General features: G+C 43.1%; 11 protein-coding genes, 1 tRNA gene and 1 riboswitch. Of the genes, 3 read left to right on the forward strand and 9 right to left on the reverse strand.

What is annotated here, in order from left to right:
- Nucleotides 1-4: 4 nt before the first annotated feature.
- Entirely contained in the window at nucleotides 5-151 is a 147-nt protein-coding gene (locus EYS00_RS20495) for a hypothetical protein (RefSeq protein ID WP_165399300.1), read from the reverse strand.
- Between the two features lie 202 nt (nucleotides 152-353).
- Nucleotides 354-899 carry a hypothetical protein gene (locus EYS00_RS04245; protein ID WP_130635320.1) on the reverse strand — a complete coding sequence of 182 codons (546 nt, stop codon included), beginning with the start codon at nucleotides 897-899 and terminating at the stop codon, nucleotides 354-356.
- Nucleotides 900-1,351: 452 nt separating this feature from the next.
- Between EYS00_RS04245 and EYS00_RS04250 the strand changes: the two genes are divergently transcribed.
- The gene (locus tag EYS00_RS04250) at nucleotides 1,352-2,032 is read left to right on the forward strand and encodes a toll/interleukin-1 receptor domain-containing protein (protein WP_130635321.1); all 681 of its coding nucleotides are present in this window, start codon (nucleotides 1,352-1,354) and stop codon (nucleotides 2,030-2,032) included.
- A gap of 91 nt (nucleotides 2,033-2,123) precedes the next feature.
- On the forward strand, nucleotides 2,124-2,885 hold the full coding sequence (locus tag EYS00_RS04255; RefSeq protein ID WP_130635322.1) for a hypothetical protein: 762 nt from the start codon (nucleotides 2,124-2,126) through the stop codon (nucleotides 2,883-2,885).
- A gap of 82 nt (nucleotides 2,886-2,967) precedes the next feature.
- Here the strand turns inward: EYS00_RS04255 and EYS00_RS04260 are convergent, their stop codons facing one another.
- The 6 genes from EYS00_RS04260 to EYS00_RS04285 form a co-directional block, all read right to left on the reverse strand.
- Nucleotides 2,968-4,425 (reverse strand): hypothetical protein, encoded by a 1,458-nt coding sequence (locus EYS00_RS04260; RefSeq protein WP_130635323.1) that lies wholly within the window; start codon nucleotides 4,423-4,425, stop codon nucleotides 2,968-2,970.
- Between the two features lie 1,247 nt (nucleotides 4,426-5,672).
- Nucleotides 5,673-5,749: transfer RNA gene (locus EYS00_RS04265), tRNA-Trp, on the reverse strand.
- A 115-nt stretch (nucleotides 5,750-5,864) separates the two neighbouring features.
- Nucleotides 5,865-6,647: a phosphotransferase gene (locus tag EYS00_RS04270; RefSeq protein WP_130635324.1), complete on the reverse strand. Its 783-nt coding sequence runs from the start codon at nucleotides 6,645-6,647 to the stop codon at nucleotides 5,865-5,867.
- Between the two features lie 130 nt (nucleotides 6,648-6,777).
- Nucleotides 6,778-7,044, reverse strand: coding sequence for a YkoF family thiamine/hydroxymethylpyrimidine-binding protein (locus tag EYS00_RS04275; protein ID WP_130635325.1), 267 nt, complete (start codon nucleotides 7,042-7,044; stop codon nucleotides 6,778-6,780).
- Nucleotides 7,045-7,055: 11 nt separating this feature from the next.
- The gene (locus tag EYS00_RS04280; RefSeq protein WP_130635326.1) at nucleotides 7,056-9,131 is read right to left on the reverse strand and encodes a TonB-dependent receptor; all 2,076 of its coding nucleotides are present in this window, start codon (nucleotides 9,129-9,131) and stop codon (nucleotides 7,056-7,058) included.
- Nucleotides 9,132-9,184: 53 nt separating this feature from the next.
- A riboswitch (TPP riboswitch) is annotated at nucleotides 9,185-9,309 on the reverse strand.
- A 90-nt stretch (nucleotides 9,310-9,399) separates the two neighbouring features.
- Nucleotides 9,400-9,819 (reverse strand): acyl-CoA thioesterase, encoded by a 420-nt coding sequence (locus tag EYS00_RS04285; protein WP_130635327.1) that lies wholly within the window; start codon nucleotides 9,817-9,819, stop codon nucleotides 9,400-9,402.
- Nucleotides 9,820-9,879: 60 nt separating this feature from the next.
- Here EYS00_RS04285 and EYS00_RS04290 point away from each other — a divergent pair, with 60 nt between their 5' ends.
- Nucleotides 9,880-11,940: a GNAT family N-acetyltransferase gene (locus EYS00_RS04290; RefSeq protein WP_130635328.1), complete on the forward strand. Its 2,061-nt coding sequence runs from the start codon at nucleotides 9,880-9,882 to the stop codon at nucleotides 11,938-11,940.
- A gap of 209 nt (nucleotides 11,941-12,149) precedes the next feature.
- On the opposite strand, the gene EYS00_RS04295 is transcribed toward EYS00_RS04290, so the two are convergent.
- The gene (locus tag EYS00_RS04295) at nucleotides 12,150-13,610 is read right to left on the reverse strand and encodes an alkaline phosphatase (protein ID WP_130635329.1); all 1,461 of its coding nucleotides are present in this window, start codon (nucleotides 13,608-13,610) and stop codon (nucleotides 12,150-12,152) included.
- Nucleotides 13,611-13,714 lie beyond the last annotated feature (104 nt).

Consider the following 13,714-nt stretch of genomic DNA (forward strand, 5'->3'; position numbering starts at 1 on the left):
CACTCTAATTCTTCTTAATGTGCTTTCTTCCCCAAGCTTCTATTTGAGGGGCAAAATGATTAAGAACGATAACGCCTATGACTAAAACAGCTACCGTTACCGGTAGCGCCCATAAAACGAAATCTTCACCGCTAATACCTGTACTTGACATTTTTCTTGAACCTGGTCAATAAATAACCCTTTACAGAGCTAAAACAGCTTTACTGCAAAGTCTGTTGCAAACTTGTATTACACACCTCTTTGGCGCTTTTCATTATATACGTTAACTAAGTTTTCGCTCACCCCGAGCAATGGTTATCAGTTAGTACCAAATTTCTGATGGTCAGATATAGACAAGGAGCAGAAGTTCGGATCTATTTGCTATCAAAGAAATATTCCCAAAACTCCGGGCTAATCAAAGCGATCAAACGATCAATGAAAGTAACTTCTCTCTCACCTATAAATTCAAGTACATGTTTTTCTCTAGCTGCTTGAAGGGTAAGTCTGGTTTCAGGAACCATAATAGTATCTACTTGAAATCCAAGAAAGTTAGTTGAGCCGAATACGTAATATTCGAAGTAACACATTACTACTCTGTTTCCTGAACCGGTTTCAAATGCCATTTTTGTGTGAAGACGCCCGCCTGTTTCCCCTTTTTCATAAGCGTTTTTAGTGGCTTTAATCACGCTTTCCGTATCTGGTGCGCCTGTGATGGAGGAATTGAGAGCGTCAGAGAGGGAGTGAGGATGGTATATGATGCTTTTGTTGTGGCCACCTGAAGTAGCACCTAAAAAGACTCTCCCTGCGTCGTCGCATGCCCTTAATGCAGTATGCATAGTTACTAGCTTAACATCTAGACTGGCAGCCACTATAGCCAATACAGTAGCTAATGACACAACGATAGTTAGAATCCATTTCATATTACCCACTCCTTTGAGGTTAGTATGACAGCTGAATGTGGTGGTTTTGCCATAAAGAAGGTGTCATAGACAATAAAGCTAATATAGTCATAGTGTGAAGTCTAGCCAGGATTTAACTTAAGCCCCAAAAGGCAAGTCTTTAGTCTCAAATAGACAAGGAGTGGACGTTCAGATTTGATATAAAATTTCTGCTTTGTGCCAAATATAGTCTGTCGGCTTTAGCTCTATTGATTTTCTGTGGTAAAAGTGAAGTGTATATGGTTTTATTTACAACGTGCTGTAGATTAGGTATTTGTTAAATCAAAGCACGTACATTTGAAGCGCAGGTTCCGATTTATAACACGTGCTCATTTTCCGATAATGTATCAAATTATATTTTCTCTATCTGAATTTAGAAAACGAGCATGCCAAATAGTAAAATATACGAACTAATAAATTAAGGAGACAACGTCATGGCGAGATGTACTGCACCAGTGAGAGGACATAGTTCGGCCGCTGCCGCAGCAAATTGTCCAGCGTGTCGTTATAAAAGTCGCGGGTACGGTGGCTATAGTTCTTCATACTCATCATATTCCAGCGCTAGTAGTTATTCTAGAGGTAGTAGCTCCAGAAGTTCAAAACCTCGCTGGTCTAAACCCAACTCTTCAGTGTCCTATACTTCGTCTCAGATTCAATCATTAACGCCAGTAAGGCAGGCAGTTGAAGATAAAGCAGCTGTACAGCCTGATATTCGAGATGCATTTTTATGCCATGCGTGGGCTGATCGTAAAGAATCAGCGAAGGAGTTACATGATTTGCTTGAGGCTGCTGGTGTAAAAGTTTGGTTTAGTGAAAAAGACCTTGGTCTTGGTGTGCCAATGATGCGAGCCATTGACAAGGGCTTAGCAAATTCCAAAGTAGGGCTTGTTCTGGTGACTCCTGCAATGCTTGAGCGTTTACCCAAAGAAAGTGTTGCTGATAAAGAGCTTTCTGCTTTGCTTGCGGGAAACCGACTCGTTCCTATCGTGCACAATACGACATATGAGGCGCTTCGTAATGTAAGCCCTTTGCTTGCGTCGAGGTCCGGTTTAGACACATTGGAAGATTCAATGGCTGAGATTGCTGAAAAAATCGCGGAGTTGGTAGCTATATAATTCAATGTGGTTTAGTTCTAAGAAGCGCGAGCTATCGGAATGGTTTTCCGCCGCGCTTTTATCTTGGTTTCATTTCGTAGGGATTGGCGGCATGCAAAAAGATCAATGCTACATGTGTGAAAAATCATCCACATCTGCTGAGCATGTTCCCCCAAAGTGCTTATTCCCGGAATTTAAGGACGCCAAGAAAAACTTAAGGGTTAACTTAATCACTGTTCCTTCATGCGATGAGCACAATGGAAAAAAGTCACATGACGACGAATTCTTGATGGTTAGCATCGCCGGAATAATCGGCAATAACTCGATCGGCTATCAGCATTACAGAGGGAAGATCCAAAGAGCATTAAAAAGGACATCATACAAGTTATTGGAAAAAGTGTTTTTACGAACGGAGCTTACGAGAATAGAAAGTGAAAACAAATTTATCGAAATTCTTTGGGGTACTCCCGACTATGAAAGATTAATTAACTGTTTCAGCCACATCGCATATGGAATTTACCATCACCATTTCAAAAAGAAATTCAACGGCGTGCTAAAGCCCTATCTAGGGTTTCTTTATACAAATGAGAAAAACCCGAAGACATTCAAGGCTTTAATTAAAGAAAAGGTACGAGTTGAGCTGGCTGACGAACCGAAATATGGGGACAATCAAGAAGTCTTTTATTACCAATTTACTAAGCCTGATCATTTTGGAGTTTTTTTGGTCAAGCTTTGTTTTTACCAAAATGTCGATGTATTTGTCTCATATATGCCTTTAGGCTCTCAAAAGCCGACTCACCTTGGCTTCGAACTTATGAATAGAGGGATAAAAACTTTTTTCACTCTAGGTGACAATGAGTACGAGTTCAATTGAAGCTAACGATGGGCAGCACTCGCGGCCTTTGGCTGTTGGGAAGCCAACCGCTATGTCGTCCTTTAATGTCCACAAGAGACTGTCAGATTTGCTTTTCTAGTCTATCTTTCAGTATACGAAGACCATCAATGATTGTTTTTTCTAAAAAGTGCATTTTGTGCCCTTCATTCCAAATTTTAACATTTTCACCTGACCATCCATTTTCAATTAATTCACTCCAGCCGTAAATGTACTCAAGTGTGTCGATAAATAAACACTGAAATTCAAAAGGGTCTACCTTTTTAAATAGCCTATCGTTCCGTGAACCGTGAACAAAGAGATTTCTAACTAAGATGGCTTTACGCACAATATATCTTAAGTCATCCGCGCCCAAAGGTCTTGTTGTCGGATGCTCTTCTAATATACTTATTCGCTCGAAAATCCTATCTTTTAGGGACTTCCGAGAAATATTAGATATCGAATGCAGTAAGGATTGCCTAATTGTTTCAAAATCCTCGAAGTCTGATTTAATTCTTGATTCAAGTTCCTCAAGTAACTCGGGGGAACCTTCAGGTAGCTTGTTCTTTTCTTCACCTATGGTCTTAGGGAATATATCAAAGAGGTTTGCTACAGCAATAAGCCTGCTAGGTGAATAGCCTTCTTGGAAATATGAGCCATAGAAACTGTATCTAACAGTATCTCTATCTTCTTTATCAAACCAACTTTTAAGGATGCACAAGAACTCTTCGCTATTTACATCAACCAAAGGGTCTGAAGTGAATCTGTCTTTCTTATTTTCGCCCCAGTTGTAATTACTATGTAATACCAATAATTCTTGGTGTTTATCTTCGCAGTCTTTTTTTAAACTAACCTCTCCAAAGTGAAGCCCAGAACCACTAACGAATCGCAAGAACAATGAAAGTTTGTACGCTCTTCCGAAAGCTTCCTCTAATAATAAAGGCTCTTCAAAATTGATATTCACTACCACTTTATTTTTAATGCTCACACCGTTGATGCTATAGCCTCCGCCAGTGCTTAAGCAGTTGCTTGCACTAACTCTTCCAATTTTTGTCTCCTGATTGAAGATTTTAAAATTCCCATCAAAGTAAGCTATTACAGCTCCATCATTTGGTTCTAATTCTTCATGGTATTCTTGTCTTTTTAAAGCTGATAGCAATTCATCGTTGGGGAAGTTGATGTAATCGAACCCACTGCGCCTAGGGATCATGCGCTCTGGGTTATCTATAGTCAAAGAGATTGATTTGAATAAATCTTCGGAAGGAAGTATTTTGCTAGTTCCAACTATCATTAAATGTGAGTATATTTTTGCATTAAAGGATATTTTCTGGCCATACATGTTTCGACCAGTATTCCCTAAACAATTTATAAGTGAAATATACTTTCCTTCAGACGTTTTTCCATATATGTCTGAGTGACTTTCCACATTGAACAACTCAGATGACCAGCAATTGAATTCATTTGACCCATCTTCTGTATTGAGTATTCCTGATACATTATCATTGCTGCCAACTTGGAAGCTGCCCTTAATAATTTCTTTCACTGATTTATCCCTTGAGCGTAATCACTATTAGTCCGTTGTAGAAGGTTATTATCCTTTCACTTGCTTATAAATGTCATGTTCCATTTGAGAATCGGTAAGGAATGTTTCCAGTTAACATAGCGCAACGAGTGGCGAACTTGATGTATGATATACAGTCGCACTGAATCGCAACTAGTTCAGTAGACACTAGTTCAGTAGACACATCATAACTATATTTTTGAAAGAATCTAAACCTATGCTCCAACGTCTGCAATACGTGCATTTGAGCAGTACTTATATCTTTGGCGGGTTCAGTCAGACAAGGATCGGAAGTTCGCCTAGAGCAATTGAGGTGAATTAGCCCGCTCCTATTGAACTACTAACGCAGAAAACATTAGGTTATTGTCGAGAACATGAGCCTTATACAAACTCCCACCCTTGAGATGCCCATAGCCACTCTGAATAGAATTTATACCCAAAATACAACTCTACTGTGAACAAACTTGTCTTCTTTTTCAGATGACCGGTGGTGAGGTTTGAGCAGAAGTTGGTCAGACAAGCCCTAAGGAACTGAATCCCCGTCCTGTCTTACCAACTGTAGTGTGTCCGTATGGAGCCAGTCATCACTTTCAGTCGGGCATCTGTCTAGAAAACGTATCAGACGCTGCGCAGATTATTGGCCACGGTTCGCCATACCGTTATGTTTTCGCCACCCAGCAGGATTCCGCGCCAAGCCAAATTTAACAACGCAAGGAAGATCCAATATACGCTCCCAATGACTCGACAATTCTCCTATTCGTGCCTATTGCTGGTTCCCACATGTAAGCACTTATTTGCAGAAAGAGGTGCAGTCGTCACTTTTCCTACCACCCACGCTCCTTCCTCACTCGCCCGCCAGTTTTGAAATCAGACATTTAACGGGATGGATAACTGATAATTTTTACGAATGAAAGGCGGGGCTAGCTGACTAGGCATGGATAGAGGAATCGGAAGACTTTTCATTTGACAAAGGGAACCCCCTCAGCCAAAATTGAGTAGAATTTTCTGAAGTCGCCACAACTACAGAGTATTGAAGTCTTCCTGAATCTTTATTCAGGCTAGCCGCAAAACCGAGCACATAGCTCGGTTTTTTGTTTCTAGCCCATAGAATTATTTTTCACGATCGAAAATTCTCCGCAGTACGCAGAAATTTTGTCGGTAATTGAAGTTTTTGTCGGTAAGAAGATATTACGGAAAGCTTGAAGAGCCTGCACGTTAGCCACTAAAAGTGGCAGGGGTGGAGGGACTCGAACCCCCAACCATCGGTTTTGGAGACCGCTGTTCTACCAATTCGAACTACACCCCTAACGCGCAGTGCATTATACGTATAGCGATTCAAAGGTAAAGACTTTTTGCTTATCTTACAGTTATACGCTTAATAATCATCCAAACCGCACAAAATAACCGCTAAGCCCCATCATTTACCCTCCAGTAGACTCCAAAGCTGCAAACCATAATTCATTGGTAAGCTTCACAATTTCACAGTGACGCTTTGTTTCTTCAATCACAGTGTTTATCGCTATGCCGGACTTATCTGCATACGCTTCGCACAGCGCCATATTTTGCATATCGTCGAACTCATTAATCATGGCACAACTCGCAATATCAAAATAGCGGTTACCCATGGCAGCGTACTCCCAATCGATGACCATCGGAGGGTTGATCTTAAGCACATGTCCAGCTTGAAGGTCATTGTGGCAAAGCACGATATCGTCTTGATTTTGCTCACTGGCAACAACTCGTACACGCAAAGCAGTCACTTCTTCGAGTAATGCATTGCCCTCTGGTAGCGACAATATTTTTAGGTAGTGTTCCCAACGTCCGATGAGATCGAGAGGGCGTCCGGTGATAGGAAGTTCGTGAATATGCCACAGTACCTCAGCTAAATCCTTTGGAGAAATGTCGTATTGAATTGAGGCGTCTGAACCTACCCAGTTTTCAACCCATAAAGTCTCATCGTCGTTTAACCATACGGCATTGGGCGCAATGCCCTTTACGGTGAGCTGTTGTTGTAAAACAAACTGGTGAAAACGATCCACGCCGCTGAACTGGTCATCTCCAAGCCATTTAACTGCGTACTCTTGTGCACCATCAACTAAGTGAAACACAGCATTGATATCGCCGCTATCTACCGCACGTAGCTGCGCGTCGTTCGATAACCCTAATTCGGTGTGTAAAAGATTGAGAATGTCTCGTGTATCCATACTGCTTTTTATCTTTTCCGTTCTAGACCAAGACTATATATCTAAACTCCTTAATCGCCAAACACCAATAAAAAACGCGGCTACTTCTAATAAAGTAGCCGCGTTTTAGCGTAAGATGTAGAAATGTCTTTTATCGCTTATCTTTGTTTGACTGCATGGCATCGAAGTTTAGAAACTTTGCCACAAAGATAGCTTGCCCCACTTCTCTATGAGTGATCTCCATTTCTCTACCCAATACTGACATGACGTATTGGTAGTCACCAGACACCTGTGTGCTCGTTGACGTAGTAACAACATCAAGAGCCTTATAAGTGTTGATGCGTTCGATGAAGTCCTTTATTGGGCCTATGTAATCATTGACCAATGGATATAACGACAACTCAACCATTACGTTCATAGTATTACACCTTAAAATTGATAACGGATGGACACACCGTACTGACGGCCGTTTCCTAGCTGATAGTAATACTCATCAAAGGCGTACTCGTCTCGAGGGTCATTGCTAAATCCACCAAAACCACGAGTATAGTACTCTCGGTCAAAAGCGTTCTTCACCCAAAAGGTGGTGCGCCAATCGCCAGCAAACCAAACTAACTCACTATTAACCAGCGTTGTTGCTGGAGAAATAGCATCGTGCCCGTCGGAAAAACGATGAGAATCTTTGAAGTCCACATCCACACGCCAAAGTACATTCTCTGAAACCTCTAATTCACTGAACACATTCATGGTGTATTTAGGAGCTTGTGCTTGATCTTGTTCTTCAACAATACTGCCGTCGGCTTTTGTGAAACCTTCAAAAGTAGCATCTAAGTAACCTAAACTTGCATCGAGGGTCCACGTATCAGTGGCATTCCACGACATCTCTAGCTCTACCCCTTGGTTAGTACCCAAGTCCGCATTATCGATAATGTCGATAAAGTCTGCGGTGCCATCGTCTCTTCTCAATACATCAAAATCACTGATTTGAGTATCTTGTCGATCCATATAGAACACTGCTGCTCTTACGGTCATATCGTCATTCAACAACGAGCCCTTGAAACCCAACTCATAGTTCCAGTTATATTCTTCATCAAAGAAACGACGCTCTTCTGAAACTCGCTCATCAGAGTTAAAGCCTGCACCTTTATAACCACGGGAAACACTAGCGTAATAAAAGTGTTTGCCTACCGCATATTGCAGTGCAAGTTTTCCACCCAGCATTGTTGTGTCTGTAGAACGGGCGATACCAGCGTTATCTGAATAATCAAAGCCGTAGTTTTCTGAACGAAGTCCCGCCAGTAAGCTCAACTGTTCGGTCAATTGCGTGGTGGTGTCTAGATAAACAGCTCGAGTGGTGGGCTCGTAAGTGCTGGCGAAGTCGCTATCGGCATAGGTGTATTGACGTAGCAATTGCTCTTCGCTCGACTTATACAAAGCACCTACAGTCCAATCCGTTCTACCATCAAACAACGCAGTGTTTTGATTAGACACAAAACGCACTTCCGCAGTTTGGGTTTCTACGTCGCGAAAGTAAGAATCAAAAGATGTATAGCCCCACGGGTGGAAACCTGTGAACGTCCAGTCTTCATCATAGGCGTAACCAATATCATGCGATGCATAGGTACCGATAACAACAAAGTCACCACCGGCAGTTTGCGTGGTCGAACGTAGACTTAATGCATCGGTTTGATGGCGATCAAAACCCGGCTCATCTGAACGTGTTTTGCCATCATTGTCTAAAGAGAACGCGTCGTAACCGTTGTCAATGTCATACCAGCGGTAAGTTAACGCTAACTCACTTCTTTCACCCACTTGACCAGCAACAGCAATTTTTAATGCAGATTCATCAATGTTATTAGTGTCTTCTCTATCTAGATAGGTGTTCTCAATAAAGCCATCGCTTTGATTATGAACAAGAGCTACACGATAACCCCATGCATCGTTGATCTCACCGCCGGTAGCAGCCTCTAAACGGAGCGTGTCTTGTGTTGCTAGTCTTAAATCGACATAGTTGTTGTCTGTGTCGCCCACAGCATTACTGGTAAGTTTAACCGCACCCGCGAGTGCGCCAGTACCAAACAGGGTAGCTTGTGGCCCACGGAACACTTCCACCTGTTGCATGTCAAAAATGAGACCCGAAGCGGCAAGACCTGAAAAATCAAAGTCATCAACAAAGAAGCTTACCGATGGATTGATAGGTTCACGAAACTGGCTACGTTCACCAATACCGCGAATCTGCACAAAACGACCACGAGATGCGCCTGCGGCAAAGTTCACATTAGGAATACTCGACAGTAAGCTGTCGACATGGTCAGGTTGACGGCTTTGCAGACGTTCCGCATCAACGACTGTGGCGCTGGCACTTAATTGGTCAAGTATGGTTTGGCGAAAATCACCACTAACGACAATGCGTTCAATGTCTTGGTTAGTTTCCGTGTTTTGTGATTGTGCGTGTACTGCAACAGACGCAGCGAGTAACGAAAGGCAAAATGTTGCTTTTTTCATGGGATCCTTTATCCATAAATAGAAAAAAGATCCGGTTTATCGGCAGGTAATCAGGCTGTATTGTAAACCATCCCTACGCCGGCATTATCCGGATCAGGTAAAGGGTTCCTGCTCATGCAGATCTCAGCCACAAGTTGTCGTCAACAACGAAAAATCGTGGGCACCCCTTGGTATCTGTAGTTGATATCACTAACTACATGCGCGGCAGTGTACCAGCCACCAGCACACCGTCAAGAAAAGAAGTAGTCGTTGTAAGAATAACTAAGTCTTAATCGTGGTTAAGATTCAGTTGACGTACTTCCTCCTCAGTTTGAGTTTTTAACCCTTCAAGCGTCTTACCGTGCGGTACAGGTTTTCTAGTGTTTGGATCGACCATGACGAAAACAATATCATCTGCAAAACAAATGGTTTTCTTGGTAGCTTTGTTTCTGACCAAGCAACTTACGGTAATCGAAGACCGTCCAACCGATTTTGTTTCCAATCCAAATTCAACAATATCGCCCTGAAGTGCAGGAGACTCAAAACTAATCTCACCAATGTGCTTAGTTACAAGACAATTGGTTTCTAATTGACAAATTGCCCATATGGCAGCCTCTTCGTCAATCCATTCCAGTGCTCGTCCACCAAACAGGGAACCAGCATAATTTAGGTCATTGGGCATAACGAGGCGGCGTGATAAAAAGCGCATTCGTAATCCTTTGGGTAAATCGTTACTATTGGGTTTGGATTATATATAAAAACGACGCGGATGGCTCACTCCACTCTTGCCCACTGGCTGTTTTCGCCTTACGAATCTCAAAATAATCACTTTCACCGCAGATGTCTGATTATCTCAGGCGGTGAGTCTTGGTGTTCTGAAGTCATTGACGATGTGTTGAAACAACGGCCCAAAAAGCTCAGCGCAGCACTGTTAGGGCGAAATTTATTAGTGAATCAAAACGCATCAGATAAATCTGTGACTAGTGCCAAAAGTCGACAGCATTTATTAGGGCAAACCGTCGATATAGGTGTGTTGTTTTGCTTCAACGAGTTTCGTCCCTCGGATCTATTGGCGCTCGCTGGCACTATTCAATACCACGGCACTTTGATTATTGTATGCCCAGAACTAGACCAATGGACACAACACCTCAGCGTTACACAACCAGCCTATCTGACTCATGGATTTAACATTTCACACAGCGAATATATTGCCAGATTTATCTCGTCTCTAGAGCAGTATCATTTAGGACACTACACGCAAAAAGATCACTTCTTTCCAACGTACAAACAGGCTAAACCACATGCAACAGTATCACCACCTTTCAGATCCAAAGATCAGTTGGAGGTCTTTGCAAAGTGGAACCATGAATGGCAGCTGAAAGAAAAAAGCAACCCATTTAACGCCATAGTTACAGGCGCAAGAGGACGCGGAAAATCTACCTTGATTGGCATTTGGATTGAGTCTTTACTGGCAGATGGACTCACCATTGCAGTGACAAGTTCCCACGTGGACAGCATTTCACCCATAGTAGACCGCGACTCGCTTAAGCCTTACATGACCAATGGCAAGCTTGCATGGTTGGCAACCGACAACCCTACTCTGTGTAGCGCAAACTACGACCTACTAGTGGTTGACGAGGCGGCGAGTATACCTGTCCCTACTTTGCTACGCCTACTAGGTCACCACACTCACTGGCTACTAAGCACAACTATGTTTGGTTACGAAGGCAGTGGGCAGGGCTTTTACCACCGTATGCTGTTTCCCCTTATCGAAAAAGGTGCACATCACTATCAAGTGAACACGCCGCTTAGATGGTACGAGAATGACCCTGTAGAACAATGGCTAAACGATACGTTATTGTTTTCCCCTCTAACTCAAGAACATCTGCCATCCGAAAATATTGATAACGAAACATTGAGGTATGAGATAACACAGTTTGCAACACTCAGTGAGTTAGAGTTGCAACAAGTGATGAAACTCTTGAGTCTGGCACATTATCAAACCACGCCAGATGACATGATGCGAATGATTGACGCCCCCGATCTGTTATTGTGTGTTCAAAGAAATAATGAACGTATTGTGGGCACTACAATTGTTAATATTGAGGGCGGAGGCACACTATCTGGATTGGAAGAACGCATAGCCGCGGGGTCTCGCCGACCTAAAGGGCACTTGGGCATCCAGCGTCTTGCCCTGCTTTGTGCAGCTACGGAACTACTTCAGCACACCTATTGGCGTATTAACCGTATCGCCGTGCTACCAGAACTTCAGGGAAATGGCTTAGGCTCTGCAATGCTTAGCTACATTCAAGAGCAAGCGCAAAGCACTGGCATTGACGGGCTATTGAGCTCCTTCGGCAGTACTCCACAGTTAACCCACTTTTGGCAGCAAAACCAATTTGAGCTTGTTGATAAAGGCATAAAAACAAACAAGGCCAGTGGGCAAACAAGTGGTTTAGTGATCAAAGCACTGTCTCGGCGATCAAAGCAATGCTCGGAAAAGCTGAGTTACTTATACACACTGAGTCAATCGCCAGAAGATTTTGCACAACTGCCTAGCTGGGTAAGAGCTGTCTATCTGGCTAAACTCAACCAGTTTTGCGAAGGCAGTCGAAATCTAGACAATCTAGGGACGGCAATCCAATCCATTGCAAATGAAGAACACTTTCTTGTTGGAGTGGCCAACCGAGCATTAATTGTTAAACAACTCACTCAGCAATCAATTAATATATCTGAACTTCAACAAGATACAGGTGTAAACGGAAAAAAAGCGGTAATAGCTTGGTTGAGACAGCAAGTGCGTAAGTGGTTGGAAATCATTGAACATTAAAATATTGATGCTCTAACTTACCACAGAATGAATAAGTAGCATCAGGGAAGGCAATGGACTTTTTACAGCCGTCTGAGGCATGAATGCCGAAGCCGAGCCCACAGGGATGTGTTTACGGCGTGCAGTAAAAAGTCCATTGCTTTCCCTTGGCGAGACCAATTCAACTTTCCAGTTTACATTGGCCTACGCTGGAGCATTGCCAATTATCGTTACTGACAGCGCCAATCTTGAGTAAAGTCACAGGCATCGCTAGTACCGTCACTGCCTGAAGAACCTTGCTCCACAGGTAACTCCGGAGTCGCCGTAACTTCTGGTACGTCGACCATTGGTTTATTCTGAAGCATCTGAAAAATCTTCTTCGCAATATCCGTGTTGTCTATTTGTCCGGCAAACGTCTCATGCCCAGCACCGAAGGCAAACACTTCAACGTCAACACCAGTGTGCCCTCCCGTGGTCCAGCCTGTATTGGTTTTTTCATCAAGAAAAGTCTTGATAGTGGTGTAACGAGTGACATCATCCTCTTTAGCCACATCATCAAACATGGCAATTTCTTCCGCGCTCAACTCGAATCCAAGCATTTCCTCAACGTAACGCCCAGGTGATTCTTGCTCCACCATTGCTGTGGTAATGAACGGGGCTGATGCTTTTAGTGAGGTTAAGTAATTTGGAGACCAGCGATAATCGCCTCCTGCACCAATAGTTAGACCACCAGTGCTGTGATCAGCGGTTAATACAACCAAAGTATCAGGGTTTTCTTCGACATATGACTGAAGGTAGGCCATCGCTAGGGCCAAATCATCCATTTCAGTCATTGCCGAACCTATATCATTGGCATGTCCCGCCCAATCCACCTGGCTTGCCTCAACAAGTAAGAAAAATCCATTGGGGTTTTCTAGGTGTTTGATAGCGTGCTTGGTCATATATTCCAAACGATTGTCACGCACATCGTCAAGCACAGGAGGAAGTGCAATAGGTGCGAACAGACCAATAACGTTGCTACCTTTGGGTACAGAAGCAAGGCGATTATAAGAGTCAGCGTACTCGAATCCTGCATCAATAAACTGCGCCAATACATCTCGATCTTCACGTTCAAAGTAAGAGGTGCCACCACCTAACATTACGTTTGCAACAAACTCTCCGTTTACTCGCACATCGTAAAAGTCATCAGCTATTTCGTTGTAATTCCGTCGGCTTTCATTATGGGCAATATAGGACGCAGGTGTGGCGTGAACGATTTGAGACGTGACTGCTAACCCAGTTCTCATACCCCGGGCCTTCGCAAAGTGCATCACTGATTTGAGCGGCTGTTTGTTGACGTCAACACCAATAGCACCATTGTACGATTTAGTCCCAGTAGCTAGCGCAGTTGCCGCTGCAGCAGAATCGGTAACGTAGCCAGAAACACTATCAGGGTAAGTAGATGCCATACCCATTAGCCATTGATCGAATATGACTGACTCTACATTTGGAGTAGATGGATCATCGGCATAGTTTCTATATGCGCCGGTGTAAGCGGGCCCCATACCGTCAGCCACTACCATAATTATGTTTTTAGGTTGGTTTGAAACAGATTCCGATACGGTGCTCTCTTCGGTTACAGAACATCCCGCTAATGATAATGTGAGAGATAAACCAAGCGCCATTGCTTGGAAGGTTTTACGCTTTGTCATTAATGCTTCCCTGAGTAATGCTCTCATTTTGACGAAGGGCCAGAATGAACAATCTCATATGGTGATCTAAATGCGTGATATTTGTGTGACTTCAGACAAAAACT

Source organism: Alteromonas sp. KUL49 (genome assembly GCF_006538345.1).
Lineage (GTDB): Bacteria > Pseudomonadota > Gammaproteobacteria > Enterobacterales > Alteromonadaceae > Alteromonas.

Bases quoted from the DNA above. Each gene is read 5' to 3' on its own strand.
- EYS00_RS04255 (WP_130635322.1), top strand. From the start codon at position 2,124: ATGCAAAAAGATCAATGCTACATGTGTGAAAAATCATCCACATCTGCT.
- EYS00_RS04250 (WP_130635321.1), top strand. From the start codon at position 1,352: ATGGCGAGATGTACTGCACCAGTGAGAGGACATAGTTCGGCCGCTGCC.
- EYS00_RS04290 (WP_130635328.1), top strand. From the start codon at position 9,880: ATGGCTCACTCCACTCTTGCCCACTGGCTGTTTTCGCCTTACGAATCT.
- EYS00_RS04270 (WP_130635324.1), bottom strand. From the start codon at position 6,647: ATGGATACACGAGACATTCTCAATCTTTTACACACCGAATTAGGGTTA.
- EYS00_RS04295 (WP_130635329.1), bottom strand. From the start codon at position 13,610: ATGACAAAGCGTAAAACCTTCCAAGCAATGGCGCTTGGTTTATCTCTC.
- EYS00_RS04285 (WP_130635327.1), bottom strand. From the start codon at position 9,819: ATGCGCTTTTTATCACGCCGCCTCGTTATGCCCAATGACCTAAATTAT.
- EYS00_RS04275 (WP_130635325.1), bottom strand. From the start codon at position 7,044: ATGAACGTAATGGTTGAGTTGTCGTTATATCCATTGGTCAATGATTAC.
- EYS00_RS20495 (WP_165399300.1), bottom strand. From the start codon at position 151: ATGTCAAGTACAGGTATTAGCGGTGAAGATTTCGTTTTATGGGCGCTA.
- EYS00_RS04280 (WP_130635326.1), bottom strand. From the start codon at position 9,131: ATGAAAAAAGCAACATTTTGCCTTTCGTTACTCGCTGCGTCTGTTGCA.
- EYS00_RS04245 (WP_130635320.1), bottom strand. From the start codon at position 899: ATGAAATGGATTCTAACTATCGTTGTGTCATTAGCTACTGTATTGGCT.